Consider the following 19,875-nt stretch of genomic DNA (forward strand, 5'->3'; position numbering starts at 1 on the left):
CGACATTCACGGGGAGTGTCGCCCCCGCCACAGCGTTGTGCTTTCCGCGCAACGTTACGCGCAAAGCACTGCCCCTGTGGCGGTTTTACATCAGCTTGCGTCGCCGTGTCACGCGGATATCGAGGTCTGTGATCTTCTTACGCAAGGTATTGCGGTTGATGCCCAGCAGATCGGCACATTTGGCTTGGTTGCCGCCCGTGGCGTCGAGGGCGATTTCGATCAAAGGCACCTCCATTTCGCGCAAAATTCGGTCGTAGACGCCAGCAGGCGGCAGTTGGCCGCCGTGTAGATCGAAATAGCGCTGTAAATGTCGCGCCACCGAGGCCGACAATTTTTCGCCGTCCATGCCACCGGATCGGCTGATTTGCACCGGCTGAGTTGCGCCGAGGGCTTGCTCAATCTCAGATTTGGAGATTTCCGGCTCGGTCGCGGTGACCAAAAGGCGCTTCAGCAGATTCTCCAACTGCCGTACGTTGCCCGGCCACGGATAGGCGCGCACGATGGCCATGGCTTCGAGAGAGAGACGGCGTTGCAGGCCCATGTCGCGCTCGCCACGAGCGAGGAAGTGTTCGGCGAGCAGCGGGATGTCTTCAACGCGTTCGCGCAACGGCGGCACTTGCAGGGTGACGCCGCCGAGACGGTAGAACAGGTCTTTGCGGAACACCCCTGCCTCCATCTTTTGGCTCAGGTCAGCTTGCGAGGTGGCCATGATGCGCGGCGCGTGGTCGCCCATCACATCAAGCATCCGCACCAGACGGGCTTGCGCGTCTTCGTCAAAATCAGACACCTCATCCAGCACGAGGCTGCCGCCTTTGGCGCGCGCCAGCAGGGTCGCGATGCCGTCCACGCCCGCCAGATCGGTGGCTTGTGCGGTGACGAAGGGTTGGCTGCGGCGATCCGAGAAATCGTGAACGGCCCGGGCGATCAGCGATTTTCCGGTGCCGGATTCGCCTGAGATCAGCACGGGAAGGTCGGCGTTCATCACGCGAGCGACAAGGCGATAGAGCGCCTGCATCGAGGGCGTGCGACCGACCAAAGGCAGATCGTCGCCCATTTCGCGCGGAGTCAGGCTGGGTTTCGGCGCGTGACGCTTCAAATCCAGCGCGCGGGCGGAGCGTTTCATCAGATCGGGCAGATCGAAGGGTTTGGGCAGGTAGTCGAACGCCTCGGCTTCTGCCGCCTGAATCGCCGTCATAATGGTGTTTTGCGCCGAAATTACGATCACCGGCAGGCCGGGGCGCAGCTGGGCGATGCGCGGCAGCGCTTCAAGGCCGTTGCCATCGGGCATCATCACGTCGGAAATCACCAGATCGCCTTTGCCTTCCTCGACCCAGCGCATCAGGGTCATCAGGCTCGAGGTGGCATGCACTTTACACCCGGCGCGGGTCAGCGCTTGGGTCAAAACGGTGCGGATGGTGCGGTCGTCATCGGCGACAAGAATGGTGCCATCCATTTAGTGGGACTCCTCGGGTAACTCGCGGGGCGCGAGCGGTAGGGAAATGCGGAAAACGGTGCGACCGGGGGCGGAATCAACGGAGATCCAGCCTTCGTGGTCAGAGATGATTTTGGAAACCAAGGCGAGGCCCAGGCCGGTGCCATTCTCGCGGCCCGACACAAACGGCTCGAAAATGTCGGTGGCGATGCCGGGCGGAATGCCGGGGCCGTCGTCGATGATTTCGACCTGTAGCGGCAGGGTGGAGCCGGAGCCGTCTTTGCGGCGCCGGCGCAGGGAGTGATCGTAGAAGGTATGTAGCCGGATGGTTCCACCTTTGGAGCCAGCGGCTTCCGAGGCGTTCTTCAACAAGTTTAAGAAGACCTGCATCAGCTGATCGTTGTCGGCGAAGGTGGCGGGCAACGACGGGTCGTAATCCTCGACAATGCTCATATGCGCGCCAAAACCAACAAGGGCCGAGCGGCGGGCGCGATCCAAGGCGTCATGGATGTTGACGGCGCGGCGGGCTGGTGGGCGCAGGTTGCCGAATTGCTCAACCTGTTCCAGCAGTTTGACGATGCGGCGGGTTTCCTCGACAATCAGGTCCGTGAGTTCTAGGTCTTCGGGGCCGAGACCCATCGCCAGAAGTTGGGCGGCACCGGAGATGCCTGCCAGTGGATTCTTGATTTCATGCGCCAGCATTTCTGCCATGCCGATGGCGGATTTCGCCGCCGAAGTCACCTGCATCGAGCGGCCCAAGCGTTCGGCGATTTCGCGCGGGGAAATCAGCAAGAGGACGCAGCCGGAGCTGTCTTGCAGCGGGGCCATTTGCAGGGCGCATTGTACTGGGGCGCGCTCGCCTGTGGTGACGTCAGCTTCGGCGATGAATAAGGGCGATTCATGGGCATGGACGCGGGCAAGGGCGTCTTCCATCGGGGCGTCGATGGAGAGGCGATCCAACAGCGGCTGGCCGACGAGGCTTTTTGACGAGGCGTTCAGGAACGTCTCAGCCGGCGGGTTGACGTCGAGGATCAGGCCGGTGGGGCCGATCAAGAGCGCGGGCAGCGGCAGCGAGGCCCAAAGCGCGGGGCCGTTGAACTGGGTCATGCGGCCACCTCGCGGGGTTCGGTGAAGCTGTCGCGGATCAGGCCGCGGACGGTGGCGGGATGGGTGGCGGTGAGGACTGCGTCGCGGTTGGTTTTGATGCCTGCGGATTCCAAATACCAACCGAGATGTTTGCGGGCGACGCGGATACCAAGGTCGGGGCCATAGAAGTCCAGCATGTGATCGTAGTGCTCGATCACCAGATCGGCGAGGGCTGCGCCTTGCGGAATTTGTGGTGCTGCGGTGCTGTAAAGCGCATGGGCAATCTCGGCCAGCCGCCACGGCGCCCCCTGTGCACCGCGACCCACCATGACGCCATCAGCTTGCGAGAGGCGCAGAGCTTGGCGGGCGGTGGCGATGTCGATGATATCGCCATTGGCGATCACCGGCACCGAAACCGCCGCTTTCACCGCAGCGATGGCGGCCCAGTCTGCGCTTCCCTTATAGTACTGGCAGCGGGTACGGCCGTGGATGGTGATCATCTGCACCCCTGCCCCTTCGGCCGATTTGGCGATTTGCGGGGCGTTCAGGCTTTGGTCATCCCAGCCGAGGCGGGTTTTCAGGGTAACTGGAACCGTCACAGCGTTCACGACGGATTCGATCAGGGCCAAAGCCAGTTCGGGTTCTTTCATCAGCGCCGAGCCGCAAGCGCCATTACCGCCCGACGCCGTCACCCGTTTCGCGGGGCAGCCCATGTTTATGTCGATCACGCGGGCCCCCTGTGCTTCCACATAGCGGGCAGCCTCGGCCATCCAGTATGGATCGCGGCCAGCAAGCTGCACGGAAGTGGCCGCCTCGGAAAACCCCAACTCAGCCCGGGCGCGGGCCAAGGGCTGCGCCTTCATCACTTCCTCAGACGCGATCATTTCAGACACCACCAGACCCGCACCAAAGCGCGCCACCATCCGCCGGAACGGCAGATCAGTAATGCCCGCCATCGGTGCCAGAATCACCGGGTGGTGCAGAGAGAGTGCGCCTAAACACAGGGACATTGCGGCTCCTTTGGCTGAAACATGCGCTTGGGCGGGGGGTTCGCCAAGGGCTGGCTCTCTACTTTATGCCCTATTTCTAAGCAACGCACAATTATTAGGCTGTTGTGCTGCATTTCGCGACCAGTTCGATATGGGTGGGGCAGATTGTCAGGCTTACGCCGCTGGCTTAGATAGGGCGAAAAGGAAACAGCATGACAACAGCTGCGATCATCACCGCTGCGGGGCGCGGTTTGCGTGCTGGAGGCGGCGTGCCGAAGCAATGGCAGCTTTTGGGCGGGCTTGCGGTGGCGGCACATGCTGTGGCGGCCTTTGACGGCATGTTGCGGGTGTTGGTGGTGCATCCTGACGACCGCAGCTTGGCCGAAGGTTTGGGGCTGGATGTGTTGATCGTCGAGGGTGGGGCTTCGCGGACGGCCTCGGTGCGCGCGGCGTTGGAGGCTTTGGTGGGGCGCGGCGTTTCGCGCGTGTTGATCCATGACGGCGCGCGGCCTTTGGTGTCGCAGGCGGTGATTGGCCGGGTGATCGGGGCACTCGATCAGGCTGACGGCGCGGCACCTGCGCTGGCGGTGACGGATGCGTTATGGCGGGGGGATGCGGGGCTGGTGGTGGGCACTGTGGCGCGTGACGGCTTGTTTCGGGCACAAACGCCGCAGGGGTTCCGGTTCGAGCCGATTTTGGCGGCGCATCGCGCAAATCCCGGCGAGGCTGCCGATGATGTCGCGGTGGCGCGGGCGTATGGTGTGGATGTTGCTATCGTCGTGGGCGACGAGGATAATCTGAAACTGACTTATCCGGGCGATTTTGCCCGGGCTGAGGCGATCTTGAAGGGGCGGCAGATGGATCTGCGGGTGGGCAATGGCTTTGATGTACATGCGTTTTGTGACGGAGATGGGGTCTGGCTGTGCGGGGTGAAGGTGCCGCATGGTCGCGCGCTGTTGGGCCATTCTGACGCCGATGTGGGCATGCACGCCTTGAGCGATGCGATTTATGGTGCGCTGGCCGAGGGCGATATTGGCCGGCATTTCCCGCCGTCTGATCTGCAATGGAAGGGGGCTGAGAGCAAGATTTTCCTCGCCCACGCGATGCGGCTGGCGCGGGCGAAAGGGTTTCAGCTTGCGAATTGCGATGTGACCTTGATCTGCGAGCGGCCCAAGGTCGGGCCACATGCCGAGGCGATGCGCGAGGTTTTGGCGGGCATTATGGAGGTGGCGGTGGAGCGGGTTTCGGTGAAAGCGACGACCTCGGAACGCCTCGGCTTCACCGGGCGCGAGGAAGGCATCGCTGCAATGGCGACTTGCGCTTTGGTGCGGGCATGAGACTGACGCGGGTTCTGGCGATCTGGTTTGGCGCGGGGCTGCTGCGGCCTGCGCCGGGGACTTGGGGATCTCTGGTTGCGGTGATCATGGCGCTGCTGATCGACCGTTATCTCGGTTTTCCGGTGTTGCTGGTGGCAACGGTTGCGGTGACGGCTTTGGGGTTTTGGGCGGTTTCGGTGGAGTTGCGCGATACGCCCTCCGCCGATCCGTCGGAGTTTGTGATTGATGAGGTGGCGGGGCAATGGATTGCGCTGTTGTTTTCTTCGGCGGCATTCTGGTGGAGAGGGCATGAGGGATTCTTGCCCTACCCGGCCCCGATTGCGGCGTTTTTGTTCTTTCGGCTGTTTGACATCTGGAAGCCGTGGTTGGTCGGGCGTGCGGACCGCAGACATGATCCGGCGGGCGTGATGCTTGACGATCTGTGGGCGGGGTTGTTTGCTGGGTTGGCGACGATTGTGGCGGCGGCGGCCTATCACATCCCGCTGATCTTGATGAGGTGATCCATGACGGCGGAACTGCTGCGGCTGGCGCGCTATTGGGGCTATCGGGTGGCTGTCGCCGAAAGCTGCACCGGCGGCATGGTGGCGGCGGCTTTGACCGATGTGGCGGGATCGTCGGATATGTTTGATCGGGGCTTCGTGACCTATTCCAATCAGGCGAAGATCGACATGCTGGGGGTGGCTGAGGCGCTTTTGGCAGAGTTCGGCGCGGTGTCTGAAGCGGTGGCGGCGGCGATGGCCGAGGGGGCTTTGAGCCATTCGCAAGCCGATCTTGCCGTCTCGACCACCGGGATTGCCGGGCCGGGCGGGTCAGAGTTCAAGCCCGAAGGGAGGGTATGCTTTGGGCTGGCGGTGAAGGGTAGGACGGTTGCGGTGGAGACGGTGGAGTTTGGCGCCTTGGGGCGGGACCGGGTGCGGATCGCGGCGCGGGATCATGCGTTGGCGTTATTGCTGCGGGCGATGGCTTAGCCGCCATCGTCGGAGCGGGGGCTAGCCCCCACACCCCCAGGATATTTTAACCAAGATGAAACAAATTTTAGATAAGTTTTAGGGGTTTGTCGGGGCGTAGAGTTTTGCCGCGCGGGCCTCGAAGGCGCGCACCACACGGGTCATCGCTTCGTTGAACACCAGACCTATCAGACCAGCGAGGATCGGATTGCGGAACTCAAAATCTACCTCGAACGAGATATCGCAGCCGTTTGGGGTTTGCTGGAACGTCCAGACCGATTTCAGATGCTTGAACGGGCCGTCGATATATTCGGTGAGGATCTTGTTTTCGCCGGGCAGCAAAGTGACGCGGCTGCCGAAACGCTCGCGGAAGACTTTGAAGCTGATCACCAGATCGGCCTCCATCACCTCGCCACCGCCTGCGATGGGCGAGCGCGAGCGGATGCGGGCGGCGGCGGTCCAAGGCAGAAATTCAGGGTAGCGTGCAACATCGGCGACAAGGCCGTACATTTGTACGGCTTGATACGGCAGGTGCTTGGTTTCAGAGTGATGCGGCACAGGTAACCTATCGCGTGACTTGAGCGCAGGTATTGAGTAGAAAACCAACGGAAATCAAGAGGCCCCCATGCAGACGCGTCCTTATGTCATCGACCAAATGATCTCGGCCAAGGCGATCGCCGCGCGGGTGGAGGCTTTGGCGCGCGAGATCACCGAACACTACAAGGGGTGCGACAAGCTGATCGTGGTCGGGCTGCTGCGCGGGTCTTTCGTGTTCATCGCCGATTTGGTGCGCGAGATTGATCTGCCGGTGCAAGTCGATTTTCTGGAAGCGAGCTCTTACGGCGATGCGATGCATTCCAGCCGCGAGGTGCGGATTTTGAAGGATCTGCGCGGCGAGATTGCAGGCCAAGATGTGCTGGTGGTCGAGGATATCGTCGATACCGGCTTCACCCTGCATCATGTGAAAAACCTGCTGATGTCGCGCCAGCCGCATCGCTTGGAGGTCTGCGCTTTGCTTGACAAACCGACCCGGCGCGAGGTGGATATCAAGGCGACTTGGACCGGGTTTGAGATCCCCGATGAGTTTGTTGTAGGCTATGGCATTGATTTTGCGCAGAGAAATCGAAATCTGCCCTATATCGGCAAAGTGCGGTTTACAGATTGATGAATCCGATCTGGCTGATCCGTTTGGCACGTTGGGCGCGCCGTCCGCCGTCGATGGGACGGGTGAAGCTGGTGCTGGGCGTGGGGATTTTGTGCCTTATCCTGTTCGGAATTGAGCATGTCTGGGGCTGGCCCGAGTGGCTGACGGTGAACGGCAAGACAAAGCTGCGCTAGAACTGGCCTGCGACAATTATGTGCCGAAATCGTCCTTTCCAAACACATATTCTGGTGTAACGTGCGGCAGAATTGGCCAGACCAGATGGCTAAATCCTTCAAAGGTCAGTGCCATGTCCCGTCTGCTCTCTGCCGTTTTAGCTGTTGTGCTGTTGGGATTTGGCGGTTTTCTGCTGGTCTCGGCACCGCAGTCCGTTGATGTCGGGCTCTACGACGGGCTGAAGGGCGATGCGGCCAAGGGCGAGTTGGTGTTCTGGGCGGCGGGTTGTGCCTCGTGCCATGCGACGGTGGATGCCAAGGGCGCGGAGGAGCTGGTGCTGGCGGGCGGGCAGGAATTCCCCTCGGCCTTCGGCACCTTTGTCGCCCCCAACATCTCACCCGACCCTGTGCAGGGCATTGGTGGCTGGACGCTGGTGGAATTTGCCAATGCTGTGACGCAAGGGGTGGGTAAGCAGGGCGAGCATCTTTACCCTGCCCTGCCCTATAATGCCTATAACAAGATGGTGCCGCAGGATGTGGCGGATTTGAAAGCGTTTATGGATGGGCTGCCTGCTTCGGCTGAACCCTCGAAACCGCATCAGATCGGCTTTCCCTTCAACATCCGCCGCAGTTTGGGGATATGGAAGCTGCTGTTTGAAAAGACCGATTGGATGATCGCGGGCGATCTGACCCCCGAGCAAACCAGAGGCCGCTATATCGCTGAGGCTTTGGCGCATTGCGGCGAATGTCACACGCCGCGCAACGCTTTGGGCGGCTTGCAGCGCGCGGCTTGGCTGTCGGGGGCGCCGAACCCCAATGGCAAGGGCCGCATACCGAACATCACGCCGGGAAAGCTGACGTGGAGCGCGGCGGATGTGGTGGAATATCTGACCTCGGGCTTCACACCTGAGTTTGACTCGGTCGGTGGCCATATGGCGCATGTGGTCGAGAATATGGCCAAGTTGCCCGAGTCGGATCGCCAAGCGGTGGCGGCTTATCTGCAACTTGTGCCTGCGGTGAAATGAATGATCCTGATCGGTCAATACGACAGCCCGTTTGTGCGCCGGGTTGGCGTGGCCCTAACGCTCTATGGCATGGGGTTTGAGCATCGCCCATGGTCGTCGTTTGGCGATGCCGATCGTTTGCGTGCCTATAACCCGCTCACCCGCGTGCCGGTTTTGGTGCTGGAGGATGGCTTCATTTTGACCGACAGCCATATGATACTGGATTATCTCGATGGGCTGGTCGAGGAACCGCTGTTTCCGCGCACGGAGCCCGCGCGGCATCGGGTGCTGAAGATCGCGGCTTTGGGCTGTGGGCTGGCGGATAAGGCGGTCATTCTGTTCTATGAACGGGCGATGCACACCACCATCTCGCCCAGCTTTGATGCCCGCTGCCGCAGCCAGATCGGCGCGGTGTTGGCAGCACTTGAGGCGGATCTGGCTGGGCGTGCTGTTTCGGGGCAAGATTCGGGCTCCTATTGGTTCGGGCCGCTCAGCCATGCCGATATCGCGGTGGGTTGTGCGTGGCGCTTTGTCACCGAGTCGCATCCGGGGTTGATCGACCCCGCAAGCCTGCCAAACCTGCGCCGATTGAGTGCGCGCCTTGAGGCGCTGCCCGCGTTTCAGGCGCACTATCAAGCTTTCCTGCCGCCGACCTGAAGCCAAACCCCCAAGCCTGATCCATAAGCTGTCGGCATAAGCGCGGATCTGCTGTAAACTCTTTGTGTATTTCAAGCCTTTAGCATGGGTGCTGCATCCGCCGCCCCTTGTGCAAGTGCAGCAACTGCGCAAGCTTGCCCGCATCCGGTAGCGTCACGCTCCGGCCAGCCCGCGCCCCCATCGGCGCTTTGCAAGCGGAGTGATCCATGAAGAAACGTCTTATTGCCTTTACCACCATGGCGGCGCTGACGGCGTTTGGCGTCTATGCGCAGGACGCTGAAGACCCGTTCAAAGATGCGGTCGAAACCCGGCATGGCTTGATGCTGCAAATGGCCTCTGATCTGGGCACTTTGGGCGGCATGGCCAAGGGTGAGGTCGCCTATGACAAAGCTGCTGCAACCAAAGCGGCGGCGAATGTCGCGGCGGTGGCTTCGGTGATTTCAACGACGCAATTCCCGGCCGGCTCGGAAAATGGCAAATCCGCCGACAGCTTTGCTTTGGCGGATATCTGGGCCAAGCAGGATGATTTTCTGGCCAAGATCACCGATCTGAACAATGCCGCCGCGATGATGCAGACAGCCGCGGCGACGGGTGGCGATGCGATCAAAGCCAGCATGGCGCAGCTGGGCGGTGCGTGCTCGGCCTGCCATAAGGCCTATCGTCAGCCGGAAAGCTGATCTTTCGGGGGGCTGCTGAGGCCCCCCCCTTAAGCCTTACGCGCGCCCCAATTTCTGCAGCCTTGCTTCCCGCAGCCGGGCGAAATCGTCGCCGGCGTGGTAGCTGGAGCGGGTCAAGGGCGTGGCCGACACCATCAGGAAGCCTTTGCCAAACGCGGTTTGCTCATAGCTTTTGAACTCGTCCGGCGTCACAAACCGATCTACCCGGTGGTGTTTCGGAGTCGGTTGCAGGTATTGCCCGATGGTCAGGAAATCGACATCGGCCGCGCGCATGTCGTCCATCACCTGATGCACGCCTTGGCGGTCTTCGCCGAGGCCCACCATGATGCCGGATTTGGTGAACAGCGTCGGGTCGAGTTCTTTGACCTTCTGCAACAGCCGCAACGAATGGAAATAGCGCGCGCCGGGGCGGACGGTGGGATAGAGGCCGGGGACGGTTTCAAGGTTGTGATTGAACACATCCGGGCGGGCCTCGACGACCTTTTCCAGCGCCGACGGCGGGCATTTTAGGAAATCTGGCGTCAGAATTTCGATCGTGGTGCCGGGGGCGCGGTGGCGGATGGCGCGGATGGTCTGCGCGAAATGCTCGGCGCCGCCATCGTCCAGATCGTCGCGGTCCACGGAGGTGATCACCACATGGTTCAGGCCCAGTTCAGCCACGGCATGGGCGACGCGGCCCGGCTCGAACGCATCAAGGTTGTTGGGCTTGCCGGTGGCGATGTTGCAGAACGAACAGCCGCGGGTGCAAATCTCGCCCATGATCATCATGGTGGCGTGGCCTTGGGACCAGCACTCCCCCACATTCGGGCAGCCGGCTTCTTCGCAAACCGTCACCAGCTTTTTCTCGCGCAGTATGTCGCGGGTTTTCTTGTAGCCTTCCGAGGTTGGCGCGCGGACGCGAATCCAATCGGGCTTTTTCGGCTGCGCATTGTCGGGCTTATGCGCCTTTTCGGGGTGACGTTGATCCGGCAGCTTGAGGTCGCGCAACGGTTTTTCCCCCTGAAACGGTGATCCACTCTAAATAGTCTGCCTGACAGGGCTTGGCAACGGCGTTCCGGCCGCAGGTCTATGCAGGTGTAACAAGGGTCAGGGCTGAGGGGGGTCTGAAGCTGCCGCTCGGTTTCATTTGCGGTTGATCTGGGTCATGGGCGCGTTACCTTCACCGCGCTAAGGAAACCCATGACCATGATAGACCTCACCCTCGCCATCCTCGTGCTGCTGATCACGCCGGGCCCGACCAACACCTTGCTGTTTCTGGCCGGAGCCGAGCGCGGCTGGCGGTCTGCTTTGCGGCTGATTCCGGCAGAGCTGGCAGGCTATCTGGTCATGGTGGTGCCGTTGGCGTTGGTCGGCGTTGCGGTTTTGCACGATGCACCGCGCGCGCGGGCCTTGGTGGCGATTGCGGCTGGGCTGTGGGTGGCGTGGCTGGCGATCAAGCTGTGGTTGCCGCAGACCGTGCAGAGGGGCACGCAGCGGGTCAGTGCGGCTTTGGTGTTCACCACCACCATGCTTAATCCCAAGGCCTTGATTTTCGGGCTGGTTTTGCTGCCCTCGCCGGATGCACTTGGCAGCCATCTGGCGCTGTTTTCGGTTTTGGTGGTGGGTGTGGCGGCTGCTTGGGCGGGGTTTGGCGCGTGGATGGGCGGCGTGTCGGGTAGCGACGGCGGTGCGATGCTGTGGATTCGGCGTGGGGCTTCGGTGTGGTTGAGCGTGGTGTCGCTGACGCTGCTGGCAAAGGGGTTGGGAGCTTAAGGCGACGTCGCGCGGGGTGAGGCGTTCGGCCGCCGGGGCGCGCAGTCTTGCGCGCCCGTTCGCGACTAAGAACCCTCCACCGGAGGGTTTTTCCCCCGGCAAAGCCGGGGTCGCCGCTCACCCAATCAGCGGCCCTGAGCGCCCGTAGGTTTCCTGAAAATGTTTGCCCAGCCGCTGCAAGGCAATGCGCAGCACCACCTTGCCGGAGCGCGCCGACCAACCCAGGCGCTGCTCGGCCGTTTCGATGCCTTCAAGAAAACAGCAGACCCGCAACGCCACATCGCCCAAACCCGGCCCCAGATCACGCAACGCCGCTGCCACCCGGTCGCGTGCGGCGCGCGGCCCCTCGGCGATGCCAGCCTCGGCGCGGAAACTGCCCCGGTCGGCTCCGGTCAAAAACCGCTCCCAGTTCTGCGCCACCCGCGGCCCCATCTGGGCAAGCTCAAAATCCTCGCGCAGCCGTTCGGCGGCCACCACTAGTTCAGGTTCAAGATACAGCTTGCCGTCCTTGTCGCGCCTGCGCCCCAGCACCGCCACCGGACTTTCGGCGAGATTATAGCGGATGCGGCGCGGGCCAGCGTCCTCACTGACGACACGCGAGTTCCACTCCCGGTGTTGACCGCCAAACGCCGTCTGCGCCTCGGCGAAGCCGCCCGCGCGCGCATCATCATCCACCATCCGCTTCAGCGCCGCCCGCCCGACCGAGCTGATCTCATAAGTCGCCACCCGTCCCGGCTTGCGGCAGGAAATCCAATCCTTCAGCGCGAAAGCCTGCGCGATCACCCGCTCCACCACCGCCGTCCGCGCGGTGTGGCCATCGGGAAACTCGCGCATCACCACGGCTTTTTCCATATCCGGCGCGAAGGCCAGCACCGCCCCCGGTTCAACCAGACGGCGTAAAATACGTTTGCCCTCTGACGTGATTGTCGCTTCATCGGCAACAATGTTCTGCGGGCGCAAAGGGGCGGTCATGATGTCGTCATCCTTATTGATCGGGGGCAAGCGTGGCGCGGGGGCACTGGTCAGGGCGGCCAACGCCTCATCCAGCAAAGGGTCATCGCGCCGGGTCTCATAGCGGCGCACCGCGCGCATCACGGTCGAGGCATGTCGACCCTCACGTCGCGCAAGGGCGCGATAAGATTGACCATCTTCGGTATGATCCAGGTATAGCCGCACGGCGTCTGGCAGCCATCCGGGCAAGCACTGCAGGGGGGAGAGATTGCTTTGCATCTTGTTTTGCCGCGCCGCAGCGCCTTCCTGATCAAACCTTGCCGAAACGTTAACAAGCGTGGAAGGCATTGATTACCCAATCGTTAATTTCTGAGCTGTTGCCGATAATTGTTTATAAATCTTAAACAATCTCGGAAGCTCCCGTGCGCTGCAACTCGGCTTTGCGCAACGCCCAGTTGTGCCGTGCTATGCAGGCTCCACCACTCATGGAGGCTTCCTAGAATGACCGATTTCCGCGCCCTGCTTGAAACCCTGAAGCGCCCACGCATGTTGATCCGTGCTGCCCGCTGTGGCGTGCTGGATTATCGCCGCGACCGTGATCTGAAGCGCTTGGTCGACAGCACCCCCTCGCCCGAACGCGCGGTGACGCGGTTGTTGGCCGAGGAGGAACGGCTGGAGGACATTCGGGTCAGCGGTGAGGCGAGCTATTCGGTCGCGCGTCACATTGAGGTGCTGATTGCGCTGATCGCCGAAGTGCGGCTGCTGCCGCGCGCGCCGAAAGCCATTTAGGCCGCCTACCAAACAGCAAAAGGCCCGCATCGCTGCGGGCCTGTCACCACTCATACCAGAGCACTCGTTAAACTGATGTCTTCGGCCAGATTACATGAACGCATCCGGCATCGAGGCTTTCTTCTTGGCCACATATTCGTCGATGCTCTCGCGCACGCCCTCGTCAATCGCAGGCGCTACATAATCGCCGAGCATCTTCTTCACTCGCTCCGCCGCCAAGGTCTGCGTGTCGCGCGCACCTTCTTCGGCCCAAGTCTCAAACGGCTTGTAATCCAGCAGATCCGAACGCCAGAACGCGGTTTTGAAGTTGGCTTGGGTATGTTCGCAGCCCAAATAATGCCCCCCCGGCCCCACTTCGCGGATCGCGTCCATCGCCTGCCCGTTGGTGTCCATCATCACGCCCTGCGCCAGATGGTGCAAAGTGCCCAACTGATCGGCGTCCATCACGAATTTCTCGTAAGAGCTGACCAGACCGCCCTCCAGCCAACCGCAAGCGTGCAGCATGAAGTTCACCCCCGCCAGCAGCGCCATGTTCAGGCTGTTTGCGGTCTCATAAGCCGCCTGCGCATCCGGTAGTTTTGAGCCACAGAACGAACCACCCGAGCGATACGGCAGGTTCAAACGACGTACCAGTTGCCCGACACCATAGGTGATGTGGGCGGCTTCCGGGGTGCCAAAGGTCGGAGCCCCCGAGTTCATATCAATTGAGGTCACAAACGCCCCCGCGATCACCGGCGAACCGGGCCGCACCAACTGGGAATACGACACCCCGGCCAAAATCTCCGCCAACACCTGCGTCAGCGTCCCCGCCACCGTCACCGGAGCCATAGCCCCACCAACAATAAACGGCGAGACGATCGAGGCTTGGTTGTTCTTGGCGTAAACCTCCAAAGCCCCCATCATGATGCCGTCAAAGGTCATCGGGCTGTTGATGTTGATCAACGAGGTCATCACCGTGTTCTGATCGACAAAATCCGCGCCGAACAGCAGCTTAGACATTTCAACCGAATCCGCAGCCCGCGAAGGTTCCGTCACCGAGCCCATATAAGGCTTGTCCGACAACACCATATGCGCACGCAACATGTCCAAGTGGCGCTTGTTCACCGGCACATCGGTCGGCTCACAAACCGTGCCGCCTGAGTGGTGCAGCCATTTCGACATATAGCCCAGCTTCACGAATTTCTCAAAATCCGCGATGGTGGCATAGCGCCGCCCGCCTTCGATATCGCGCACGAAGGGCGGGCCATAGACCGGGGCCAGCACCAGATTGCGGCCACCGACTTCGACATTGCGCTCGGGGTTACGGGCGTATTGGGTGAAGGTTTTCGGGGCGGTGGAGCACAGCTTGCGCGCCAACCCGCGCGGAATATGCACCCGCTCGCCGCGCACATCCGCGCCCGCTTCGCGCCAACGCACCAGTGCCGCTTCGTTTTCGACAAAGTTAACGCCGATCTCTTCCAACACGGTTTCCGCGTTGTATTCGATGATCTGCAGCGCCTCCTCGTTCAGAATCTCAAAGTTCGGGATGTTGCGCTGGATGAATTTCGCAGTCTCGAACGAGACTGCCGTGCGCTCGGCCCGACGTGTCGCCCCGCCACCGCCCCGCACCCGCCGACCACCAGCTTCTGCCACATCGCTCATCGCAATCTCCATCCCCAGCCGCCCGCGCGGCATTGTTTTGGCTCTTATGCCGTGAACGCGCCAGCCCCCGCCCATCGAATACGCCGCATAAGCGACGAAACCGACATGTTGCCACTCTGGAAACGACTTAAGCCCATCCTCTGTGCTCAAATATCCTCAAGGGGGTGAGGCGGCACGCCGAGGGGGGCTGAAAGGCCCCCTTTCCGCGTTTGCGCACGAAAATCCCGCCAACCGATCTTGCGATTCTCCACGCATCCGGCTACCCGAGGCCATGACACAACATGATCGCCTTCTCATCATCGACTTCGGCTCTCAGGTCACGCAACTGATTGCGCGCCGCCTGCGCGAGTTGAACGTTTATTGCGAAATCCACCCCTACAATAAGGTCGATGACGCGTTCCTCAAAAGCTTTGCACCCAAAGCGGTGATCCTGTCGGGTGGCCCGGATTCGGTGACCCGCGCAGGCTCGCCCCGCGCGCCCGAAGCGCTCTGGTCTTTCGGCGTGCCCGTCTTAGGCATCTGCTACGGCCAACAGACGATGATGCAGCAGTTGGGCGGTTTGGTCGAAAATGGCCACGGCACCGCCGAATTTGGCCGCGCCTTTGTGACCCCCACCACGGATAAGCTGTCGATCCTGGATGGCTGGTTTGCAGATGGACGCGAGCAAGTCTGGATGAGCCACGGCGATCACGTCTCAAAAATCGCCCCCGGCTTCCTGGTCTACGGCACCTCGCCCAACGCCCCCTTCGCCGTCACCGCCGACCCTGCCCGCCACTTCTACGCGGTGCAGTTCCACCCCGAGGTGCATCACACCCCGAAGGGTGCGAAGCTCTACGAGAATTTCGTGAAGCTGGCAGGCTTTACCGGCGATTGGACGATGGGGCTTTACCGCGAACAAGCCATCGCCGCGATCCGCGCGCAAGTCGGCGACAAAAAGGTGATCTGCGCGCTGTCGGGCGGCGTTGATAGTTCTGTCACCGCGATCCTGATCCACGAAGCCATCGGCGATCAACTGACCTGCGTGTTTGTCGATCATGGTCTGCTGCGTCTAGGTGAGGCCGAGCAGGTCGTCGCGATGTTCCGCGACAATTACAACCTGAACCTGATCCATGCCGACGAATCCGAGCTGTTCTTGGGCAAGCTGGACGGCGTCTCCGACCCCGAAACCAAGCGCAAGATCATCGGCGGTCTGTTCATCGACGTGTTCCAGAAATACGCCAATGGCATTGAAGGCGCAGAGTTCCTTGCTCAAGGCACGCTTTACCCCGATGTGATCGAGTCGGTCAGCTTCTCCGGTGGCCCCTCGGTCACCATCAAAAGCCATCACAACGTCGGCGGCTTGCCGGAAAAGATGGGCCTGAAACTCGTCGAACCCCTGCGCGAATTGTTTAAAGACGAAGTCCGCGCTTTGGGTCGTGAACTAGGCCTGCCCGCCAGCTTCATCGGCCGCCACCCCTTCCCCGGCCCTGGCCTCGCGATCCGCTGCCCGGGTGAGATCACAGTCGAAAAGCTGGATATCCTGCGCCAAGCCGATGCGGTCTATATCGACCAGATCCGCAAACACGGCCTCTATGACGAAATCTGGCAAGCCTTCGCCGCCATCCTGCCGATGAAAACCGTCGGCGTGATGGGCGACGGGCGCACCTATGACTACGCTTTGGCGCTGCGCGCGGTGACAAGTGTCGATGGCATGACCGCCGACACCTATCCGTTCACCCATGATTTCTTGGGCGAAACCATGACCCGCATCATCAACGAGGTCAAAGGCGTTAACCGGGTGTTCTATGATATCACCTCCAAGCCGCCCGGCACGATTGAACTCGAATGATCCGGCTGCGTGGACATCTGGTCTGTGTCACGGCGGAGGAAGCCGCCGCCGTGCAGGCCCATGTTGCGTTGCACACGCAGCTTTCCCGTGCCGAGCCGGGCTGTTTGTCGTTTGAAGTCACTCCAACCGATGACCCGATGGTCTGGGAGGTGATGGAAACCTTCCGCACCCAGGATGATTTCAACGCCCATCAGGCGCGCACCCGCGCGTCCGAGTGGTTCACCGCCACCCGCAACATCCTGCGCGATTTCCGCGTCGAGGCGATTGGCGACTAAACCGCCGTCCAATTTCACATTGGCATAAATATCCCGGGGGGGAGCTTTAGCTGGTGGGCTGGCCCCCCTTCGCCCGATTCTGCGGCACATCATCACAGAACCAATCCCCGGCAGCGCCGTCGCAAGGGGCTCGATGCCCCGCGCGACGGCACCTGTTTACAGGTCAAACAAATCCGCCATGCGCCACGATCTGCGACAGCGGCAGTCGACCATTCGGCACTTCGCGCGCTTGCAGAACTTCCGGCAATTTCTCGATATCGCCATGCTCACCGACCGCGACCACAGCATGCAGCACATAGCCCTCGGGCAGGTTCAGGTTCTTGGCCAACACATCGGCTTCGAACCCGCCCATCGCATGCGCCACCAGCCCCACATGATGCGCCTGCAACGCGAGGTAACCCCAAGCGGTACCCGCATCAAAGCTATGCGCCGAATTGGGCAGGTCTTTACCATCCTTCTCAACCGTCGTGCGCGACGCCACCGCAATCAAAGCGGCGGCTTTTTCGGCCCATGAGCGGTTGAACGGCACCAAGGACTCGGCGATCTTGCCGAAAGCTGCATCACCGCGCAGCCCGTAAGCAAAGCGCCAAGGCTGATGGTTGCTGGACGACGGCGCCCAACGTGCCGCTTCAAACAAGGGCAGCAGCTCGACCTCGGTCAAGGTCTTGGCGGTAAAACCACGCGGCGAAAATCGGCTGGTGAATTGCGCATGGATCGGATGATCGGCGGTGCGGGGGTTTTTGATGGCGGAATGAGCGGTCATAACGGGTCCATTTTCAGATAAACTACCCCAGACATAACGTCGCAGGCGCTTGCAGCAAGGGCGCGGAATGCATAGCTGTTGTGCCTAAATGCACGCAAATCGATCTCTGGCAAAGCGCCGCTGATAGCGCTAAGCCTTGCGCCATGCGTGCGCTGTCCCAAAATTTTCTGTTCCGTCACCGCGATTTCGGCCTGTTCTGGGGCGGCATGGCCTTGGTGAATATCGCGGCGCAGGTTGAGGCCGTGACCATCGGTTGGCAGATTTACAGCCTTGGCCGCGCCACCTTGTCGATTGAGGAAAGCGCCTTTCTGGTCGGCATGGTCGGCCTGTGCCAATTTCTGCCGCTGTTCGTGCTGACCCTGTGGGCCGGGTCGCTGGCGGATCGCTATTCGCGTCGGATGATCGTGATGCTGGCGCTACTGACCGAAACCGCGGGTGTTTTGGGCCTCGTGGCGCTGGCCCTGCACCCTGAACCCGGTTTCACCGCCATCTTCACCATCGCGGCTTTGTTCGGTGCCGCGCGCGCCTTCCTCTCCCCGGCAGCCACGGCTTTGGTGCCAATGCTGGTGCCGAAATCCGACATGCCGCAGGCGATCTCGCTGAAATCGCTCAGCTGGCAAGGGGCTGTGATCATTGGGCCGTGGCTGGGTGGGATGCTGTGCGCGATGTCCACCGCCGCCGCCTATGCCACCACGGCGGCGCTATACGTCGCTGGCGTGGCGATCCTGCTATTGATGCGCGCCAACACCACACCCGAACGTCAACCGGGTAGCCAATGGACGCAGATCAAAGAGGGCCTCGCCTACACCTTCCACAACAAGATCGTGTTCGGCGCGATCTCGCTGGATCTGTTCGCGGTGCTGCTGGGCGGGGCAACAGCGCTACTGCCCGCCTTTGCCAGCGATATTCTGCATGTCGGGCCCGAGGGCTTTGGCATTCTGCGCTCTGGCCCGGCCATCGGCGCGGTGCTGGTGGCACTGGCCTTGGCGCGCTGGCCCTTGAAGCGCCGCGCCGGGATCAGGATGTTTTGGGCGGTGGGCGCGTTTGGTCTGGCGACGGTGGTGTTTGGGCTGTCGCAGAATATGTATCTCTCGGTGGGCGCTTTGGCGGTGCTGGGGGCTGCGGACATGATCTCGGTCTATGTCCGGCAAACTTTGGTGCAGATCGTCACACCGGATCACATGCGCGGCCGGGTGTCGTCGGTATCAGGTCTGTTCATCTCGGGCTCTAATGAGCTCGGCGAATTCGAATCCGGCGTCGTCTCGCGCTTTCTCGGCCCGGTCGGGGCGGCGGTGTTCGGCGGCATCGGCACCATGATCGTCACCGGCTCTTGGGCCTGGATGTTCCCGGCCCTGCGCAAAGCCGACCGTCTGGATGGGATCGAGCCTGACAGAGAAACGCTCCAGCCCCATTCGATGACCTCACAGGTCAGCCAATGAACCTGCCCAAAGCCCCAAACTCGCCCGCGATCCGCGCAGCACTCTGGATGATCGGCTCGATTCTGGCGTTCTCGGCGATGGCGATTGCCGCCAAACAGATTGGCCCGCGTCACGACAGTTTTGAGATCATGACGGTGCGCTCAGCCGTGGGCTTTGTGCTGGTGCTGGCATTGGCCGCGGCCACCGGCAAGCTGCATGAGATCACCGCCCGCAATCTCGGCGGCCATGCCCTGCGCAACGTCATCCATTTCACCGGGCAAAACCTGTGGTTCTGGGCGCTGACGATGATCCCCTTGGCGCAGCTTTTCGCCATCGAGTTCACCTCGCCCTTGTGGGTGGTGCTGCTGGCCGCCCTGCTGCTGGGCGAGCGGCTGACCAAGATCCGCCTGATCGCCGCCACTTTGGGCTTTGTCGGCGTGCTGATCGTGGCGCGCCCGGATCTGGCGCATCTGAACCCCGGCGTGCTGGCCGCCGCTGGCTCGGCCTTCTGCTTTGCCACCACCAATGTGGTCACCAAAAAACTGACCAAGGGTATCTCGATCCTCTGCATCCTGTTCTGGCTAACGCTGATGCAGTTCTTCTTCGGTCTTGCCGCAGCGCTTTCAGATGGCATTTTCCATCTGCCCACCGCCGCCACAATGCCGTGGCTCTGCGTGATCGGCCTTGCTGGTGTGACCGCGCATTACTGCATCACGGCAGCGCTGAAACTCGCCCCGGCCTCTTACGTCATGCCACTGGATTTCCTACGCCTGCCACTGATCGCCGTGGTGGGCGCCTTGGTTTATGCCGAGCCGCTTGACCCCTACGTCATCCTTGGCGCCGCGGTGATTTTTGCAGGCATTTGGTTGAACATCCGGGCTGAAATCCGACCCAAAGGTCACATCGAGCCAATCACAACCGTGTGACGCCGCGTCATTGATTGACCGTCGCGCTGGCTTCCGCTTAGCGTGACATATCACCGCATCAGACGCATTAACCCACGGAAAAGTTG

The 19,875-nt window shown here is 61.5% G+C and carries 23 protein-coding genes; 14 read left to right on the forward strand and 9 right to left on the reverse strand.

The window, feature by feature from the left end; all coding sequences use genetic code 11:
- Positions 1 to 85 precede the first annotated feature (85 nt).
- From AKV04_RS09030 to dusB, 3 genes are read right to left on the reverse strand one after another with little or no spacing between them, the layout of a single operon-like run.
- A complete protein-coding gene (locus tag AKV04_RS09030; RefSeq protein ID WP_054006120.1) occupies positions 86 to 1,453 on the reverse strand; it encodes a sigma-54-dependent Fis family transcriptional regulator in 1,368 nt (455 codons plus the stop codon).
- Entirely contained in the window at positions 1,454 to 2,539 is a 1,086-nt protein-coding gene (locus AKV04_RS09035) for a two-component system sensor histidine kinase NtrB (protein ID WP_054006121.1), read from the reverse strand. It abuts the gene before it with no gap.
- A complete protein-coding gene (dusB, locus tag AKV04_RS09040; protein WP_054006122.1) occupies positions 2,536 to 3,528 on the reverse strand; it encodes a tRNA dihydrouridine synthase DusB in 993 nt (330 codons plus the stop codon). The genes AKV04_RS09035 and dusB overlap by 4 nt, the downstream gene beginning before the upstream one ends.
- A 191-nt stretch (positions 3,529 to 3,719) precedes the next feature.
- Here dusB and AKV04_RS09045 point away from each other — a divergent pair, with 191 nt between their 5' ends.
- From AKV04_RS09045 to AKV04_RS09055, 3 genes are read left to right on the forward strand one after another with little or no spacing between them, the layout of a single operon-like run.
- Positions 3,720 to 4,844, forward strand: coding sequence for a bifunctional 2-C-methyl-D-erythritol 4-phosphate cytidylyltransferase/2-C-methyl-D-erythritol 2,4-cyclodiphosphate synthase (locus tag AKV04_RS09045; protein WP_054006123.1), 1,125 nt, complete (start codon positions 3,720 to 3,722; stop codon positions 4,842 to 4,844).
- A complete protein-coding gene (locus AKV04_RS09050) occupies positions 4,841 to 5,344 on the forward strand; it encodes a phosphatidylglycerophosphatase A family protein (protein WP_054006124.1) in 504 nt (167 codons plus the stop codon). The genes AKV04_RS09045 and AKV04_RS09050 overlap by 4 nt, the downstream gene beginning before the upstream one ends.
- A 3-nt stretch (positions 5,345 to 5,347) precedes the next feature.
- Complete coding sequence (locus tag AKV04_RS09055) at positions 5,348 to 5,812, forward strand: CinA family protein (RefSeq protein WP_054006125.1); 465 nt, start codon at positions 5,348 to 5,350, stop codon at positions 5,810 to 5,812.
- A 78-nt stretch (positions 5,813 to 5,890) separates the two neighbouring features.
- Here the strand turns inward: AKV04_RS09055 and AKV04_RS09060 are convergent, their stop codons facing one another.
- Positions 5,891 to 6,349, reverse strand: coding sequence for a type II toxin-antitoxin system RatA family toxin (locus AKV04_RS09060; RefSeq protein ID WP_054006126.1), 459 nt, complete (start codon positions 6,347 to 6,349; stop codon positions 5,891 to 5,893).
- A gap of 67 nt (positions 6,350 to 6,416) precedes the next feature.
- Between AKV04_RS09060 and hpt the strand changes: the two genes are divergently transcribed.
- The 4 genes from hpt to AKV04_RS09075 all read left to right on the forward strand — a co-directional run bounded on the left by hpt (position 6,417) and on the right by AKV04_RS09075 (position 8,769).
- Positions 6,417 to 6,956 (forward strand): hypoxanthine phosphoribosyltransferase, encoded by a 540-nt coding sequence (gene hpt, locus AKV04_RS09065; RefSeq protein ID WP_054006127.1) that lies wholly within the window; start codon positions 6,417 to 6,419, stop codon positions 6,954 to 6,956.
- Positions 6,956 to 7,129 (forward strand): hypothetical protein, encoded by a 174-nt coding sequence (locus tag AKV04_RS26645; RefSeq protein ID WP_202905590.1) that lies wholly within the window; start codon positions 6,956 to 6,958, stop codon positions 7,127 to 7,129. The genes hpt and AKV04_RS26645 overlap by 1 nt, the downstream gene beginning before the upstream one ends.
- A gap of 113 nt (positions 7,130 to 7,242) precedes the next feature.
- Positions 7,243 to 8,133 (forward strand): cytochrome c, encoded by an 891-nt coding sequence (locus AKV04_RS09070; protein WP_054006128.1) that lies wholly within the window; start codon positions 7,243 to 7,245, stop codon positions 8,131 to 8,133.
- Positions 8,134 to 8,769: a glutathione S-transferase family protein gene (locus AKV04_RS09075; RefSeq protein WP_054006129.1), complete on the forward strand. Its 636-nt coding sequence runs from the start codon at positions 8,134 to 8,136 to the stop codon at positions 8,767 to 8,769.
- Positions 8,770 to 8,848: 79 nt separating this feature from the next.
- Here the strand turns inward: AKV04_RS09075 and AKV04_RS27530 are convergent, their stop codons facing one another.
- Positions 8,849 to 8,977 (reverse strand): hypothetical protein, encoded by a 129-nt coding sequence (locus tag AKV04_RS27530; RefSeq protein ID WP_268871786.1) that lies wholly within the window; start codon positions 8,975 to 8,977, stop codon positions 8,849 to 8,851.
- Between AKV04_RS27530 and AKV04_RS09080 the strand changes: the two genes are divergently transcribed.
- Positions 8,976 to 9,446, forward strand: coding sequence for a c-type cytochrome (locus AKV04_RS09080; protein ID WP_235815579.1), 471 nt, complete (start codon positions 8,976 to 8,978; stop codon positions 9,444 to 9,446). The two genes, AKV04_RS27530 and AKV04_RS09080, sit on opposite strands and share 2 nt — an antisense overlap.
- Before the next feature lie 36 nt (positions 9,447 to 9,482).
- On the opposite strand, the gene lipA is transcribed toward AKV04_RS09080, so the two are convergent.
- Positions 9,483 to 10,433 carry a lipoyl synthase gene (lipA, locus tag AKV04_RS09085; protein ID WP_054006130.1) on the reverse strand — a complete coding sequence of 317 codons (951 nt, stop codon included), beginning with the start codon at positions 10,431 to 10,433 and terminating at the stop codon, positions 9,483 to 9,485.
- Positions 10,434 to 10,625: 192 nt separating this feature from the next.
- Here lipA and AKV04_RS09090 point away from each other — a divergent pair, with 192 nt between their 5' ends.
- A complete protein-coding gene (locus AKV04_RS09090) occupies positions 10,626 to 11,198 on the forward strand; it encodes a LysE family translocator (RefSeq protein WP_054006131.1) in 573 nt (190 codons plus the stop codon).
- Positions 11,199 to 11,315: 117 nt separating this feature from the next.
- Here the strand turns inward: AKV04_RS09090 and AKV04_RS09095 are convergent, their stop codons facing one another.
- Entirely contained in the window at positions 11,316 to 12,428 is a 1,113-nt protein-coding gene (locus AKV04_RS09095; RefSeq protein ID WP_054006187.1) for a DUF6456 domain-containing protein, read from the reverse strand.
- Between the two features lie 222 nt (positions 12,429 to 12,650).
- Between AKV04_RS09095 and AKV04_RS09100 the strand changes: the two genes are divergently transcribed.
- Complete coding sequence (locus tag AKV04_RS09100) at positions 12,651 to 12,938, forward strand: DUF6477 family protein (protein WP_054006132.1); 288 nt, start codon at positions 12,651 to 12,653, stop codon at positions 12,936 to 12,938.
- A 90-nt stretch (positions 12,939 to 13,028) separates the two neighbouring features.
- On the opposite strand, the gene AKV04_RS09105 is transcribed toward AKV04_RS09100, so the two are convergent.
- Complete coding sequence (locus AKV04_RS09105; protein ID WP_054006188.1) at positions 13,029 to 14,579, reverse strand: trimethylamine methyltransferase family protein; 1,551 nt, start codon at positions 14,577 to 14,579, stop codon at positions 13,029 to 13,031.
- A gap of 271 nt (positions 14,580 to 14,850) precedes the next feature.
- Between AKV04_RS09105 and guaA the strand changes: the two genes are divergently transcribed.
- A complete protein-coding gene (gene guaA / locus AKV04_RS09110) occupies positions 14,851 to 16,407 on the forward strand; it encodes a glutamine-hydrolyzing GMP synthase (protein WP_054006133.1) in 1,557 nt (518 codons plus the stop codon).
- The gene (locus tag AKV04_RS09115; RefSeq protein WP_054006134.1) at positions 16,404 to 16,682 is read left to right on the forward strand and encodes a putative quinol monooxygenase; all 279 of its coding nucleotides are present in this window, start codon (positions 16,404 to 16,406) and stop codon (positions 16,680 to 16,682) included. Before guaA ends, AKV04_RS09115 begins: the two co-directional genes overlap by 4 nt.
- Positions 16,683 to 16,845: 163 nt before the next feature.
- On the opposite strand, the gene AKV04_RS09120 is transcribed toward AKV04_RS09115, so the two are convergent.
- Positions 16,846 to 17,445 carry a nitroreductase family protein gene (locus tag AKV04_RS09120; RefSeq protein WP_054006135.1) on the reverse strand — a complete coding sequence of 200 codons (600 nt, stop codon included), beginning with the start codon at positions 17,443 to 17,445 and terminating at the stop codon, positions 16,846 to 16,848.
- A gap of 143 nt (positions 17,446 to 17,588) precedes the next feature.
- Here AKV04_RS09120 and AKV04_RS09125 point away from each other — a divergent pair, with 143 nt between their 5' ends.
- Positions 17,589 to 18,884 carry an MFS transporter gene (locus tag AKV04_RS09125; protein WP_082351573.1) on the forward strand — a complete coding sequence of 432 codons (1,296 nt, stop codon included), beginning with the start codon at positions 17,589 to 17,591 and terminating at the stop codon, positions 18,882 to 18,884.
- Complete coding sequence (locus AKV04_RS09130) at positions 18,881 to 19,789, forward strand: DMT family transporter (RefSeq protein ID WP_054006136.1); 909 nt, start codon at positions 18,881 to 18,883, stop codon at positions 19,787 to 19,789. The genes AKV04_RS09125 and AKV04_RS09130 overlap by 4 nt, the downstream gene beginning before the upstream one ends.
- Positions 19,790 to 19,875: the final 86 nt, after the last annotated feature.

Source organism: Cypionkella psychrotolerans (assembly GCF_001294535.1).
GTDB lineage: Bacteria > Pseudomonadota > Alphaproteobacteria > Rhodobacterales > Rhodobacteraceae > Cypionkella > Cypionkella psychrotolerans.